Here is a 15579-nt window from a genome sequence, read left to right on the forward strand (position 1 = left end):
AGTGAGGAGGCTGCCTATGAGGTAATCAGCAGGTGAAGAATTGCGGGGATTTTCTCCAGGCATTCGTTATGTAAAATTTAAAGGAGTTGTTTTATTTATGAAAAAAATTTTTTCCTTACTTACCACGATCTGTATGCTGGCCGTATTTGGTTGCGTCAGCCTGATCCCGTCGCTGGCTGCGGCTGCACCGGCTGCGGCTGGTAAAAAGGCTATTTTGGTTGTGAGTTTTGGTACAACCTACCACGACACACTGAAAGCAACTATTGAAGCAGTTGAAAATAAAATACAGGCTGAATTCCCTGATTATGAAGTGCGCCGGGCATTTAGCTCCCGGATTATCATTAAAAGATTAGCCGAACGTGACGGTATCAAGATTGATACTGAGAAACAAGCGCTTGACCGCCTCAAAGCCGAAGGCTTTACTGAAGTTATTGTACAACCTATGCAAATTACCGCCGGTGAAGAATATGAGCTGATTAAAAGTGCGGTGGCCCATGCGCAAGCGGCTAAAACCTTTGAAAAGCTTACAATTGGCAGACCCCTGCTTTACTATATGGGCCAGGAAGACACCACCGATGATTATCAGGCAGTAGTCGAAGCATTAGCAACCCAATACCCGAAACTTAAGAAGAATGAAGCTGTCCTGCTGCTGGGCCACGGCGGGCTCCACCCTGCCACTGCTACCTATCCTGCCCTGCAGGAAAAACTACAGGATGCAGGCTATAAAAATGTATATGTTTATACTGTAGAAGGCTATCCTACCCTGGAAGGTACGATTGACAAGCTGAAAGCCAATAAAGTCAAAAAAGTAACCCTGATGCCGTTAATGCTGGTAGCCGGCGATCATGCCGTCAATGATATGGCCGGTGACGAAAGTGATTCCCACAAAACTCAGCTTATTGCCGCCGGTATTAAAGTTGACACCTATATCCATGGCTTAGGCGAAAATGAAAAAATCCAGGATATCTATGTTCAACATATAAAAGATGCGATTGATGAACTTAATAATCCTGAAGCTAAAAACCATTAAAAACAGGCAAACTGTAAAAACACATCTCCAATGTTTTTTGGAGATGTGTTTTGCTTTGCATATAAAAAGCAGCATAAATAATACAAGCAGGTTATTGTCTTCCTGATGCAAGCAAAAAAGAAAAAAATATCTGAAAATTACGGATTGTTGGAATATATGCAAAATCCCGCGGAAACTATTGACAAGCTTCTTACTGTTCGATAAACTAAAATCGAACCTGTTTTGTAATTTAATACTGTTGAGTTGGGTGCCCAATGGGCTTAATAGGGAAGACCGGTGAGAAACCGGCGCGGTCCCGCCACTGTAACGGGGAGCAAGCTTAAGATATGCCACTGGGGATAAGATTCCCGGGAAGGTTTAAGCAAGCGATGAGCCGGAGCCAGGAGAACTGCCTAGCTGACAATCGCCGTTAGAGACCCACGAGGTATGGGGAGGGGATTACAGTTAAGCGCGTATCTTCTCGGGTATACTCAAGAAGTTAGCGATCTGCTGAATTCACTCCTGGTATTAAGTACCAGGATTTTTTTATTGCCATATTGTAGCTATACCCCCGTAGGCCCTGACCATGCGGGGGACGGTTTAAGGAGGGAAATGAAGTGTCACAATATGTTCCAGCTAATTGGCCGGTTGACAAACTTAATTGGTCAGCGCGAGGTTGTTACAGGTTATCGGACTGTGTACCTAGTGGTAATACTTCCATCCTGAAAACATATGAAACATTGACGTTAAACAGAGCGCAGAGCAAAAGTGTGCGGTTGCCCTTATCAGCGGGTAAGGGCTGAGTCTAAGTCATATGCTTACCGGCTTACGCCATCGAGTAGCTAAAAAATAAAAGCTTTAGAGGCAGATGCCAACCTTTCGCAGGCGGCATCTTTCTTCTTCCGGCACAGTAAAGGATGTACATATGCTACAGCTTGTAAATTTGTCAAACTATACGACTGATAATGATCTCATCAACAATAATGGGGAATGTCTGCAGAGATTTTTGCATTGTCACCATTTAGACGGCATTGAGATGATGTTTTGCGGGCCGTTGGATGAAACTCTCCATAAAAAAGAATGGATCCATGGCGTTCATCTCCGCTTCTGGCCCTGGTGGCTCGATTTTTGGCGTGGCGATCAGTGTGCATTATTAAAGCAGTTTGGCAATGAGGCTGCTATCAGGGACTGTTATGGCGGTATAACCAGGGAAGAGTGGCTTACTGTTTACCGGGAGAACATTATGGCCGCCAAGCAGGCGGGAGCTAAGTATGTTGTGTTCCATGTCAGTCATGCCCGCATCTCCGAATTGTTTACCTGGAAATTTCATGCCTCCGACCGGGAGGTAATTGAAGCAACGGTAGAGGTTATTAACGCACTCCACAGCTCGATACCTGCAGATATGACCCTGTTGTTTGAAAATCTGTGGTGGCCGGGGCTAACCTTGCAGAGCAAGGAACTGACAGCGTATCTGCTGGAGGGCGTAGCTCACCGGAATGTTGGCATTATGCTGGATACGGGGCACCTGATGAATACCAATCCGGCCTTACGAACCCAGGCCGAGGGCATTGACTACATTCTTAGAACAATATCCCGGCTCGGCAGCTACAGCCAGTATATTAAGGGGATTCATCTGCATCACTCCTTGTCGGGCGAATATATCAGGGAAAGTCAAAACAGGCGGCAGCACCAGGAGCAATATTCAATGACTGAACTTATGCATCATGTACTTAAGATTGATGAGCATCTACCGTTTAGTGTGCCCGAAGCAGGGCGCATTGTGGATTATATACAGCCTGACTACCTGGTACATGAGTTTATGAAAAATACAATGAGTGAATGGATTGAGAAAATTAACTGCCAGCAACAGGCATTAAGCAGGGTGAGGTCAGATATATGAGATATTTTCAGATAATCAAACCGATCGTATTTTTACTCTGCCTATTGCTTTTGTGCGCAGGCTGTGCTAATCAGCAGAGACCCCAGGCCGAGCCGTCGGCGGCCGGCTATGAGGTAAGAGACGGCCAGGGAAATGTACTGAAATTGCGGGGGAAACCCCAGCGGATTATATCTTTGTCGGTCAGTACCGATGAAATTCTGCTGGGCCTGGTACCGTCAGGGCGGATTGCCGCCCTGACTTATCTGGCAGATGACGGCGGCCTGTCCAATATTACCGAACAGGCTAAGGCCGTACCGGCGAGAATACGGGCTAACCCGGAAGTTGTCATTGCCCTGCAGCCTGATCTCGTGATTGTGCCGGACTGGCAGCCGCTAGAGTTTGTGCAGACAGTCCGGGATGCAGGTTTTCCCGTCTATATTTATCAATGGCCTAATTCCATTGAAGAAATCAAAAACGTAATTTTGGAGATTGCCCGGGCGGTCGGCGAACCGGAGGCGGGAGCGAAGCTGGTTGCCGATATGGACAATACGCTGGCCGAGGTTGTTGACAGGGTCAGGCCGATACCTGACAGCCAAAGGCCGGTGGTGGTCCGTTTTTCCCTGATGGGTGGCAGTGACGGTAAAGGCACGACTTTTGACGATATCTGCCAGTATGCCGGCGTGAAAAACGGGGCCGCCCTTGCCGGGCTGGGGATGAATGATATATTGTCCAAGGAACAGCTGGTCAAGGTGAATCCTGACATACTGTTAATGCCAACCTGGGATTACACCGGCAAAACCGATATGGCGCAATTTGCCGCCGATATCCAGAATGATCCGGCCCTGCAGTCGGTTAAGGCCATTCGCCGGCAGCAGCTTGTCTCAATACCTGAACGGTATTTGGTTTGTACATCGCAGTACATAGTTTGGGGTGTAAAAAACCTGGCCAGCTATGCCTATCCTCAATATTTCCCTGAGAAGTAACGTAGTGGTCCGCCTACATTGAAAGCGTAAAATAATTCACGGGAATTTTTTCGCAAGACGAGGCGGAGGAGGCGCACATATCGGACATATGTAAGCCGACGACAACGAAGTATGGCGGAAAAAGGCCCATGAAGTAATTATGATTTCAGTGTAGGCGGACCAGTAGTGCCGACAAGGGAAAATGCAAGCAGCAGTGGGGGAAAACCATATGGGAAACATAATATTTTTAACGAATATTGACCGCCAACACAGCATGCTGGTAAAGGCAAGCCGCCGGCTGCAAGAAGCAGGCCGGCTAGCCAGCAACATCGACATTGTTTTTCTTAACGACAGTATGGTATGGGGACCGGAATGGCAGCAGCGCTTCCGTGTCTGTGACGTCGTGCTGTTTTCCTGGATGGGGATGGGGCGGGATACGCACTTTTTGCAAAAGGCCGGCGATTTCCTGCGGCAAAAAGGGATAACCCATACTATGCTGGCAACTGAACCTCAGCCCGAAGACACTCTTTACGGCGTAACAGCGGCGGAACGGGAACAGCTGCGCCGGTATTTAGTCTATAGCGGCCTCGATAATTATTGTAATTTCTGTTTGTACCTGAGCAGCCGCTATGGCCGGGATACCTGCGAATTCCAACAGCCGCAGCCACTGGTATGGAACGGTATTTTTCATCCCCGGGCCGCCGGCATATATACGGATGTTGCCGAATACCGGCAGCACCATTGCCAGGCAGGCCGCCCGACGATAGGCCTGTTGTTTCCGCGGGATGAATGGATATGGGCCGATCTGGCGTACCCAACAGCGCTTATTGATGAGATTGAGGCCCGGGGCATGAATGTAATCGCCGCGTTCAGCCACTGGGCGCGCAGTGCTGAGTTTGGCGCTCAGGGGATCGATGACGCTTTCAAAAGCTATTTTTATGATGATGGGTTGCCCGGCATTGATGTGCTGATTAATACATTTAAGTTTTCCTTGACGGTCGGCCGGCCGGTGGAGCCGGATTTTTTACAACAGCTGGGAGTGCCGGTTTTGCAGGCCTATGCCCTATTGCGCTCCCCGGCAGAGTGGGACCGGAGTAGTGAGGGTCTGACCCCCATGGAGATATCCTGCAGTATTGCCTTGCCGGAATTCGACGGGGTTATTCACTCTCTGCCTGTGGCCGGTAAAACACAGGCAGCCGATGGAATGACCAGCTACGAAACTATGCCTGAACGCATCAGTCAGGTTGTGCGTAAAGCCGGCAAGTGGGCTAACCTGCGCCGCAAGCCCAATCGGGAGAAAAAAATTGCCGTTATTTTTCATAATTACCCGGCTACTAATGCCAATATCGGCAGTGCGCAAGGCCTGGACTCACCTGCCAGTATCCGGCTGCTGCTGGAACGGATGGCCCAGCAGGGATACAAGGTGGATCATATTCCCGACGACAGCAGGGCGCTTATGGAGGAATTGCTGGCGGTGGCCACCAATGACCGGCGCTTTCTGACGGATAGCCGGATTGCCCGGGCGGCGGGCAAGGTAACCACCGGGCAATACCGGGAATGGTTTCAGGGCTTGGAGCCTGGGACCCGGACGCAGCTAACCGAAGACTGGGGCCAGGCTCCGGGCGATGTTTTCCATTATGAAGGCCAGCTGCTTGTTCCGGGCCTGCTTAACGGCAATATTTTTATTACCGTACAGCCGCCGCGCGGCTTCAGTGAGGACCCGGGCAAGCTGTATCATTCGCCGGACTGTGCGCCCACCCATCACTATTTGGCGTATTATTACTGGCTGCGGGATATCTGGCAGGCCGACGCGGTTGTCCATGTCGGCACCCATGGCACCCTCGAGTGGCTGCCCGGCAAAGCGGCCGGGCTTGCGCGGACCTGTTACCCGGATCTGGCTATCGGCGATTTACCGAATATTTATCCTTTCCTCATTACTATCGTCGGTGAAGGTATCCAGGCTAAACGGCGCGGCGCCGCCTGCCTGATTGGTCACCTGACGCCGCCGGTGAGTCAGGCCGGCACTTATGATGAACTGGCTGAGCTGGAGAAGCTGCTTGATGAATATTGCCACTTTCAGCAGAACCAGCCGGCCAATGCGGAAGTGGTTGCCGGCCAGATCAGGGAGCAGGTTATTGCCGCCAATCTGGCAGCAGATGTCAGTCAACAGCCGGATGAGGCTTTCGGCAAATACAGCCAGCGTCTGCATGTCTATCTCACCGACCTCAAAAATATGCAGATCAGGGTAGGCTTGCATGTTCTGGGCTGTCCGCCCCAGTCGGATTCACTGCCGGAATACCTGCTGGCTCTTACCCGGCTGGCCAACGGGACCGTACCATCCCTAACGGAAACCGTGGCGGCGATTCACGGCTATGACTATTACGAGCTGCTTGCGCATAGCGGCAAACTGGTGTCTGACGGCAGCAAAACCTATGGCGCGCTGGCCGCTGAGATTTGGCAGCAGTGCCGCGAGGCTGTCGGCCGGCTGGAGGAGCATGATTTTGAACCCGCTGCGGCCGAGGCGGTAGTAAACCTTGCCTGGGCTGCCGGGGCCGGACCAGAGGCTAAAGACCGGCTGCGGCAGATAGCCCGGTATATCTGCACGGTATTAATACCAAACCTCTATAAGACAGAACAGGAGCTTACTAACCTGCTGGCGGCGCTGGGGGATCGTTTCGTCGAGCCGGGGCCGGCCGGGGCGCCCACAAGCGGAATGGCCGATATTTTGCCGACTGGGCGCAATTTCTTCGGGGTCGACCCGCGAACCCTGCCCACGGCGGCAGCCTGGGAACTGGGAAAAATGCTGGGAGACAGTGTTATTGAGCGGTTTATTGCCGAGGAAGGCCGTTATCCGGAGAATATTGGCATGGTCTTTTGGAGTGGGGCCAATATGCGCAGCCATGGCCAGTGTATTGCCGAATTCCTGTATTTGCTGGGGGTGCGGCCGGTATGGCAGCGAGGCAGCCGGCGGGTTGCCGGGCTGGAAGCCATCCCCCTGGACGAGCTAAAGCGGCCGCGGCTTGACGTTACGGCCCGGATCGGCGGTTTATTCCGCGATTCCATGCCGATGGCGGTTAAATGGATGGATAAGGCGGTTAGTCTGGTCGCCGGCCTGGAAGAAAGCAGCGAACTGAATTTTGTCCGTAAGCATGTATTGGCCGATGCCCGGCTGATCAGTGAACAGGGTCTTGACAGCCAGACGGCCTGGGAACAGGCCTGTTACCGGCTGTTTGGCTGTCCGCCGGGCAGTTATGGCGCCGGTGTCAGTCATTTGTTAGAGGAAAAGAACTGGGAAACTGTCGATGACCTGGCAAGGGTGTATGTACGCTGGGGCGCGCATGCTTACGGTGCCAAAGCCGGCGGCGTTTTCGTGCCTGAACTTTTCAGCCGGCGGCTGGGCTCACTTGATGTTACGGTCAAAAATGAAGATAACCGGGAAGTCCATATGCTTAATTCCGATGATTTTAATTCCTATCATGGCGGCATGATTGCGGCTGTCCGCAGCCTGAAAGGGAAGGCTCCCCGCTCGTACTGCGGCGACAGTTCCAACCGGCAGCAGGTGATGCTGCGGAGCCTTGATGAGGAATTCAAGCGTCTGTTTCGCGGCGAGGTTATGAATCCCAAATATATTGAAGGTATGAAACAGCACGGCTATAAAGGGGCTGCCGATCTGGCCGGGGTTGTGGCCCATTGCTATGAATGGGATGCTACCAGTGGGGTTATGGCCGACTGGATGTACCAGGGACTGGCGCAAAAATATGCGCTTGACGCACCGATGCGCGCGTGGATGCGCTCTGTCAATCCCTGGGCTTTGCAGCGGATTGCGGAAAAATTGCTGGAAGCGGCGCAGCGTGGTTTGTGGCAGGCTGACGAACAGACAAAACGTCAGCTGCAGCAAATTTATCTGGAGATTGACGGTGAACTGGAAGAACGGGGTGACAACTAGACAGCTATGGTAAAAATGCTGATATTAGGTTTGACCGGACAATGTAATTTTGCCTGTACATATTGTTATGCCCATGAACATCCGGCCGAAACCATGACTGCCGGTACGGGCATTGCGGCTGCCGAACTGGCGGCAGCCGGCGGACAGCCCTTTGTCCTGCAGTTCAGCGGCGGTGAACCGCTGCTGAACTTTCCGGCCATGCAGGCGATTATCCGGCATGTACGGGAGCAGGGGCTGCCGGCCGTCATGCAGGTTCAGACCAATGCCTCTCTTATGACACGGGAAAAAGCGGCTGTCCTTAAAGCCGGGCAGGTAGGCATTGGTATCAGCCTGGATGGGCGGCCGGACATGAACGACAGGCAGCGCTGCCTGTCTGACGGCCGGGGCACCTGCCGGCAAATAGTGAAAGGCGCTGCTGAGCTGGCGGCAGTGGGGGTTGAGACCGGGATTACCTGTGTCGTAACCAATGAAAATGTCAGCAGTCTGGCCGGGATTGTGGAAATGGCCTATTATCTGGGCAATGTGCGGCGGATTGGTTTTGACCTGCTCCGTACCCAGGGGCGGGGCGGCGAGGTTGCCCCGCCCCAGCCTGAGGCGGTGTGGCAGGGGGTGAAGGAAGCCTTCCAGCTGGCCCGGCGCTTAGGCCGGGAGACCGGCAACACCATATTGTTTTCTCAGCTTGAGCGGGTCGCTTTTCTGACCAGGGGGCAGATGCCGGGGTTTGCCCACTGTCATGCCATGAAGGGGGAGGCTGCTTTTGTGGATGCCAGGGGCCAGCTGTATGCCTGCGCGTCCCTGGCTGGCAACCCTGATTTTTATCTCGGCCATGTTACTACCGGGATTGAAGAAAGCCGGCGGCAACGAGTTGCCGCTTTGATTCAGGCCAGCATGGCCTTTTGCCTCAGATGTCCCTCCTTTGCCTTATGCGGCGGTGCTTGCTTTGCCCGGTGGTATGGAGCCGACTGCGGCGACCGGGGATATGACGCCGAGTGTGCGTTAAAACAGGTATCGATAGAATGGTATCAGGAACTTCAGGGACAGGAGAGGAAAGAAAATGAGAGTTGCATTACTGCATGTAGATGTTAGCGGTGGTCCGGAAAGCCGTAATCTTGAAATTCTGACGCAAGCGGTACGGCTGGCGGCTGAACAGGGGGCCCAGTGGATTATTACTCCTGAGACCGCCGTACAGGGATATTTCTTTGCCTGCGAGCGGGAGCTAAAACCGGTGGTGATTCCGGTGCAGCCGGCGCCGGCGATTCAGCCGATCAGGCAGCTGGCGGCGGCGTATGCGGTTACGGTGTTTTTAGGCTGCGCCGAACAGGATGAGTATAATGGGCATTGTTACAACAGCTGTCTGGTGATTGGCCCTGATGGCAATATTATCGGCCGTCACCGGAAAAAACACGCCCATAGCGGCGTATCCGAGGGCTGGGCGAACCGGGGTGAGCAGCTGGAACCGGTCGTTTGCGGCGATATCCCGGCCGGTATTCTGATTTGTTCTGATACCTGGTATGAGGAAAATGCTGTAACTATGGCCGATAAAGGGGCTCAGGTCATTATCGTGCCGGCTGCCTGGCCGCCGGGCGGCTGCGGCGGTCCGCCGGAAAATGCCTGGAAAAAAGCATCAGCGGTCAGCGGCTGTTCCCTCTGGGTTTGCAACCAGACCGGCAAACAGGAGCGGCTGGATTTTACCCAGGCCCAAAGTACGGTAATTGCCAGGGGGGAGATGCAGTTGGCCTACAGCGGTCCCGAACCGGCGGCGCTGTTATTCGACTGGGATTTTAAACAACAGTGTGCCCTGACCGGTGAATTTACCGTGCTGCCGTTATAAGCGCAAAGGCTGAGGTCAGGAGATAGTGAAACAGAAGCCAGAAATGAGCTTTAGGATAAAGGGGAGGGACCAGGCTGTGAAACTTTGTACCCTGTCTACCGGCGATCATGTATACCGGTATTATAAAAGCATTGTCATACCTTTCGAACAGCCCCGGAAAGTGGCGAGTACCGCGATTGTCAACGGTGGCTACCGCGAGGACCTGACGGCAGTATTCAACAATGACTGTAACCCGGGAGCAGGGATGTCCAGCATTATGCGCGGGCCAACCTACCAGGAACACATGCGGATTATTACTGAGGAAATCGGGCTTGACCCCGCGACAACCGCCGGCATGGGAACAGCCGCTTCGATGCAGAATGTGGCAATTCATAGCCTGGCCTATGAAACGCTGACGGTAACCGCGATTGTAACCGGCGGGGTCGAGGTTAACGGCGGCCGGGTTGGTGATCCGGCCGACTATTTCCAGCCGCTTGATAAAAATACCCGGGAAAAACCGGGAACCATTAATATCATTCTGGTTATTGATGCTGATTTACCGCCAGGGATGCTGAACCGGGCCATGGTAACCTGTACCGAAGCCAAGACCGCAGCCCTGCAGGAGCTGATGGCCGGCAGCAACTACTCCAACGGGCTAGCGACCGGTTCCGGCACAGACCAGACGATTGTTGTGGCCAATCCGGCCTCGCCACTATATCTGGAAAGCGCCGGCAAACACTCGAAGCTCGGTGAATTGATTGGCCGCACCGTGCTGCCGGCTGTCAAGGAAGCGTTACTTAAACAGACCGGTCTTTCGCCCCGGCACCAGCATAGCCTGCTGCGGCGGCTCAAACGGTTTGGCATTACAGAAGAATCGATATGGCAGGTTTACATCACGGGGGGCGAGCAGGTAATAAAGCTGAAGTTTCTGAGTCAGTTGTATCAGCTCGACAGTGACAGCCACCTGGTAACCTATACCACGTTATACATCCACCTTTTGGATCAGCTCCAATGGGAACTGTTATCCGGGGATGAGGTGCGCGAGGCCGGCAATGAACTGCTTGCCGCCGCCGCCGCCAGGTTTGGCGTGGCCGCGCCGGCAATAACAACCATTGGCCTGGACTCTTGCCTGCAAGCCTGGCAGACCCTGGTACTGGCTATTGTCAGAACTAACCTACAGACTACCTGTACTGATGACAGCAATTGATAATCAATAATAGGAGATGAACAGACATTTGAAGCATACTGCCGTATATCCATTTACAGCGATTGTCGGTCAGGACGATATGAAACTGGCGCTTGTCCTGAATGTAATTAATCCGCTGTTGGGCGGGGTACTGATCAAAGGGGAAAAAGGCACCGCCAAATCAACAGCAGTCCGCGCCATAGCCGATTTACTGCCGGCGATGGAGGCCATTACAAACTGTCCTTTCCACTGTGACCCGGGTGATGAAAACCGGTTATGCGATGATTGCCGGGAAAAAACCGGGGCCGATAAAGCCCTGCCGGTCCATTCAATTAAGATGCGGGTCGTTGAACTACCGGTCAGTGCCACCGAGGACCGGGTTGTCGGGACGCTGGACATTGAGCATGCCATTAAGCATGGCGAGAAAAAATTTGACCCCGGTATTTTGGCCCAGGCCAACCGTAATATCCTGTATGTGGATGAAATTAACCTGTTGGATGATCATGTGGTTGATGTACTGCTGGATGCAGCCGCTATGGGGGTAAATACAGTTGAGCGGGAGGGCGTTTCTTACTCTCACCCGGCCCGGTTTGTCCTGGTCGGTACGATGAATCCGGAAGAAGGGGATATCCGGCCTCAACTGCTGGACCGTTTTGGTTTATCGATCGAAGTGGTAGGTGAGAATCAGCCGGAACGGCGGGTGGAAGTGATCAAACGCCGCTTAGCTTATGAGCAGGATACCGGCGAATTTGCCCAAATATTTCAGGAAGAACAGGGAAAACTGGCGGCAAGCATTTTGCAGGCCAGGCGTTTGCTGCCGGAGGCAGTTATTGACGACAGGCTGCTGTTATTAGTGGCGAATGTGGCTATTGCCCTGGATGTGGACGGTCACCGGGCCGATATTACCGTGATTAAGGCAGCCATGACCTTAGCGGCTTTTGCAGGGCGTGCTAACGTTGAACCCGATGATGTCCGGCGGGCGGCCAAGCTGGTTCTGCCGCACAGGATGCGGCGGCGGCCCTTTGAGGACGGGACACTGGACTGGGACAAAGTCGAGGCATTGTTTGCCGGGCTGTAAGCGGCAGGAGGGAAGGAAGATGGTACAACGAACGGTATTTCCGTTTGCTGCGATAGTTGGCCAGGATTCTGTCAAACAGGCTCTCTTAATTGCCGTGGTCAACCCGAAAGCCGGCGGAGTTTTGGTAGCCGGGGAAAAAGGTACGGCTAAGTCGACCCTGGTGCGGGCTTTGGCAGAGATTACCGGCAAGGTACAGATCTTAGAATTGCCGCTAAGTGCCACCGAGGATATGGTGTTTGGCGGCCTGGACCTGCAGCAGGCGGTGGGGTGTGGTGAGCGCCGGTTTTTGCCGGGTATTCTGGCCAGGGCGCATCATCATGTTCTGTATATTGACGAGATTAATTTGCTGCGCCGCGAGTTTGTCAATGCCCTGCAGGAGGCGGTTATAACCGGTGTTCACATGGTTGAACGGGAGGGTATTTCCTGCCGGCATGAGGCTGTGTGCAGCCTGATTGGCACAATGAACCCGGAAGAGGGAACCTTATCACCGCCAATAATAGACCGTTTTGGTTTGTATGCTGCTGTTAACCGGGAGCTGGATGCCCCGGCGCGGGCGGAGATTGTGCGGCGAATTCTGGCCTATGACCGGGACCCGGCCGGATTTCGGCTGCAGTATGCAGCACTAACTGAGGGAATCAGGCAGCAGGTGGCGGCCGCCAGGCAGCTGCTGCCGACAATTGTTATACCGGAGACGATGGTGTTATTGGCTGCCCAGATGTGTGCCAAAGCTCATTCTGCCGGCCACCGGGCCGAGCTGTTTTTGCTGGAGGCGGCTCGCACGATTGCGGCTTTGGCTGGCCGGGATTATCTGCTGCCTGCCGATATGGAAGCGGCAGCCTGCTATGTTTTGCCGCAGCGTATGCGCCAGGAGCAGGAGCCGCCGCCACCGGCGCCACCGGAACAAGCGGAAGGGGAACAAACTCAGGATCAGCCGCAGGAGCAGCAGCAAGAGCCGCCGCCGTTTGAACAGCCGGAGAATCAGCAGCCGGAGGATCAGTCTGATTCCTCAGCAGCGGAACAACCGCCGGGAGAAGGCCGTGATCAGGAGAAGGTGGCTGATATTGATACCCAGTTTCCCTTTGTCCGGATGGAGTTATCCTTGCCGCAGGACCGGCAGGAGCGACGCGGTAACGGGAAACGCAGCCTGACGCGCACTGATACAAAGCAGGGGCGGTATGTACGGGCCGGAATACCCCGTGGGGCTGTGACCGACCTGGCTTTTGACGCCACCCTGCGGGCGGCAGCACCGCACCAGCGGTTCCGGGATAAAGGGAACTGCTGTATTGCGATTGAGCGGGCCGACCTGCGGCAAAAGATTCGGGAAAAGCGAATTGGCAATACCTTTTTGTTTGTTGTCGATGCCAGCGGCTCCATGGGCGCGCGTGAGCGTATGCGGGCCGTGAAAGGCGCCGTGTGCGCCATGCTGCAGGATGCTTACCAGCAACGCGATCAGGTCGGATTAATTGCTTTCCGGCGCCAGACCGCGGAGGTATTGCTGCCGGTCACCCGCAGTGTGGATTTGGCCCAAAAATGTTTGCGGCATTTGCCGACCGGGGGCAAAACCCCGCTGGCGGAAGGGCTGGCTGCCGCTCTGGCAGTACTGGCTGCGCGCCGGAAGAAAGAACAGGATATGCAGCCGGTGCTGGTGCTTGTTACCGATGGACGGGCCAATACGGCGGCAGACGGGGGCAACGGTATTGACGAGGCGCTGGCGATTGCCGCAAAGATTAAAAAGGCCGGTGTTCATAGTGTGGTCATTGATACCGAAAGCGATTTTGTCAAGTTAGGGCTGGCGCGGACTGTCGCCCGGGCAATGGGCTCCAGTTATTATAGCCTGGGTGAGCTTTCCGATAAAAATATTATGCATATTGTCAGGAATTTGCCTTAAATAATACCGGCTTAGCCGGAAAAAAACGGAGGAGTAGTTATGGAGTTTGTCGCCGAGAGCGTTAGTGTGTTTTATAAAGGCGGACCGGTTATGTATCTGATTCTGGCCTGTTCCTTGCTGGTAGCGGCCATTGGGGCCGAGCGTTTTCTCTATTACAAAAAAATGAACACCGACATGGAGGGGTTTACGGCCCGGCTTACACCGTTACTGGAACGGGGCGACTGGGAGACCGCTTATGAACTGTGCCGGGAAACCGATGGCATTGCTGCTGCCGTTGCCGGCAAAGGCATTCATTATTTACTGCGCGGCTGCGCCAACCTTGAGAGTGTGCTGGAGGGGGAAGCCGCCTTGGCGGTAGCCCGGTTACGGACAAATTTAAGCCATTTGGATACAGTGGTGACAATTGCCCCCTTGCTGGGCCTGTTAGGAACGGTAATCGGCATGATTAGCTCCTTCAGCGTGATGAACATCAAAGCCGGCCAGCCGCAGGCAATCACCGGCGGGGTGGGGGAAGCGCTGATTGCTACGGCTTCCGGTCTGTGTGTGGCTACGCTGGCGATGATCATATACAGCTATTTTAATCACCGCCTGGATGGATTGATTACAGATATCGAGCGTGTCTGTGTTTTGTTGATGGGGCAGATGAAGCGGGAGAAGCGCCATGAAACTGCGTAATCTGCGGCAGGACCGCCAGCCTAAACTGATGATTATTCCCCTGATCGATATCATCTTCTTTCTGCTGGTGTTTTTCATTATGAGCACTCTGTACATGGTTGATCAGCAGACGATTGCGGTAAATTTGCCTCAGGCTGCCTCGGCTCAGTCGGACAGACCCCAGAGCGTGGCCGTTGCGGTCACCAAAGAAGGGCGGATTTTGTTTGAGCAGGAGGAAATACCGCTGGACTTGGTGAAAAGGCGTGTCCAGATAGAATTGGGCAAACAAAACGACGTGGTTTTTGTATTGCGGTCTGATAAACAGGCGGAATACGGGCAAGTCGTGGCGGTACTTGATGAAATGAAACTGGCCGGGGCCCACCGGGTAGCGATTGCAACAGAAAGGAAGGATAAATAATGGAATGGGCGACAGGATTGCGCTGGCGCAAGGCGATAATTATTTCACTGGTCTTTCACGGTTTCGTCTTGCTGGGGGTTGGCTGGCTGGGTTTCAAGGCCCTCCTGCCGGTGGAAGTTCCTGAAACGATAATTGAACTGGAATTAGCCAGCGAGCCTGAAGGGGCGCCGATGGCGGCGGCTCCGGCCGCTGCGCCGGCACAAGCCAGCGAGCCGGTTGCCGAGCCGGTTGCCAAACCGGTTATCCGCCAGGTACAGCCTGAGGCGGTTGTAGCTGACGAAATTATTCCTGAACCGGCAGTGGAAGCCAGCAATATGGCGGTTGTGGCTGCTGATACTGCCGCCGCCGGCAGTGGCGAGTCGTCAGCGACGGGTGGCACCGGCACCGGCACTGGCACCGGTGCTGCCGGCAGCGGTACCGGGGCCGGGGGAACCGGTACCGACAAAGGCATTATCCCCCCCAACGTTTTAGCCGGCAAAGAACCGCCCTATCCGGAAAGCGCCCGGCGTAATGGTCTGGAGGGGACCGTGGTGTTACGGATTGAGATCAGGGAGAATGGGCGGGCCGGCGCGATCAGCATTCAACAATCAAGCGGTTACGAATTGCTGGATAAAGCAGCAGCCAACTCAGTGCAGGGCTGGCGTTTTGTTCCAGCCAAAATCCGCAGCACCGGCAAGGCCATTGCCTGCTCTACTACCCTGCCGATCGTATTCAGACTGCGTTAATAAACAATAGGTATCGCTATGGCA

12 protein-coding genes and 1 riboswitch are annotated in these 15579 nt (G+C 54.0%); all 12 genes read left to right on the plus strand.

The features are described from left to right. The first annotated feature begins 97 nt into the window (after positions 1 to 97). The 12 genes from SPTER_RS01645 to SPTER_RS24480 all read left to right on the plus strand — a co-directional run bounded on the left by SPTER_RS01645 (position 98) and on the right by SPTER_RS24480 (position 15555). Positions 98 to 1030 carry a sirohydrochlorin cobaltochelatase gene (locus SPTER_RS01645; RefSeq protein WP_144348764.1) on the plus strand — a complete coding sequence of 311 codons (933 nt, stop codon included), beginning with the start codon at positions 98 to 100 and terminating at the stop codon, positions 1028 to 1030. A 228-nt stretch (positions 1031 to 1258) separates the two neighbouring features. After that, positions 1259 to 1440: riboswitch (cobalamin riboswitch) on the plus strand. 494 nt (positions 1441 to 1934) lie between these two features. After that, complete coding sequence (locus SPTER_RS01650) at positions 1935 to 2909, plus strand: TIM barrel protein (RefSeq protein WP_144348765.1); 975 nt, start codon at positions 1935 to 1937, stop codon at positions 2907 to 2909. Beyond that, entirely contained in the window at positions 2906 to 3871 is a 966-nt protein-coding gene (locus SPTER_RS01655; protein WP_144348766.1) for an ABC transporter substrate-binding protein, read from the plus strand. The genes SPTER_RS01650 and SPTER_RS01655 overlap by 4 nt, the downstream gene beginning before the upstream one ends. 208 nt (positions 3872 to 4079) lie before the next feature. Then, the gene (gene cobN / locus SPTER_RS01660) at positions 4080 to 7796 is read left to right on the plus strand and encodes a cobaltochelatase subunit CobN (protein WP_144348767.1); all 3717 of its coding nucleotides are present in this window, start codon (positions 4080 to 4082) and stop codon (positions 7794 to 7796) included. Between the two features lie 6 nt (positions 7797 to 7802). Then, positions 7803 to 8882, plus strand: coding sequence for a radical SAM/SPASM domain-containing protein (locus SPTER_RS01665; protein WP_144348768.1), 1080 nt, complete (start codon positions 7803 to 7805; stop codon positions 8880 to 8882). After that, complete coding sequence (locus SPTER_RS01670; RefSeq protein ID WP_144348769.1) at positions 8851 to 9627, plus strand: carbon-nitrogen hydrolase family protein; 777 nt, start codon at positions 8851 to 8853, stop codon at positions 9625 to 9627. The genes SPTER_RS01665 and SPTER_RS01670 overlap by 32 nt, the downstream gene beginning before the upstream one ends. A gap of 76 nt (positions 9628 to 9703) precedes the next feature. Then, positions 9704 to 10813, plus strand: coding sequence for an adenosylcobinamide amidohydrolase (locus tag SPTER_RS01675; protein WP_144348770.1), 1110 nt, complete (start codon positions 9704 to 9706; stop codon positions 10811 to 10813). A gap of 28 nt (positions 10814 to 10841) precedes the next feature. Beyond that, positions 10842 to 11870: a magnesium chelatase ATPase subunit I gene (locus SPTER_RS01680; RefSeq protein WP_144352692.1), complete on the plus strand. Its 1029-nt coding sequence runs from the start codon at positions 10842 to 10844 to the stop codon at positions 11868 to 11870. 19 nt (positions 11871 to 11889) lie between these two features. Then, a complete protein-coding gene (locus tag SPTER_RS01685; RefSeq protein ID WP_144348771.1) occupies positions 11890 to 13758 on the plus strand; it encodes a VWA domain-containing protein in 1869 nt (622 codons plus the stop codon). 39 nt (positions 13759 to 13797) lie between these two features. Continuing rightward, positions 13798 to 14433, plus strand: coding sequence for a MotA/TolQ/ExbB proton channel family protein (locus tag SPTER_RS01690; RefSeq protein ID WP_144348772.1), 636 nt, complete (start codon positions 13798 to 13800; stop codon positions 14431 to 14433). Further along, positions 14420 to 14830 (plus strand): ExbD/TolR family protein, encoded by a 411-nt coding sequence (locus SPTER_RS01695; protein ID WP_144348773.1) that lies wholly within the window; start codon positions 14420 to 14422, stop codon positions 14828 to 14830. The genes SPTER_RS01690 and SPTER_RS01695 overlap by 14 nt, the downstream gene beginning before the upstream one ends. Then, a complete protein-coding gene (locus tag SPTER_RS24480) occupies positions 14830 to 15555 on the plus strand; it encodes an energy transducer TonB (protein ID WP_170233099.1) in 726 nt (241 codons plus the stop codon). Before SPTER_RS01695 ends, SPTER_RS24480 begins: the two co-directional genes overlap by 1 nt. Positions 15556 to 15579: the final 24 nt, after the last annotated feature.

The organism is Sporomusa termitida, assembly GCF_007641255.1.
Taxonomy (GTDB): domain Bacteria; phylum Bacillota; class Negativicutes; order Sporomusales; family Sporomusaceae; genus Sporomusa; species Sporomusa termitida.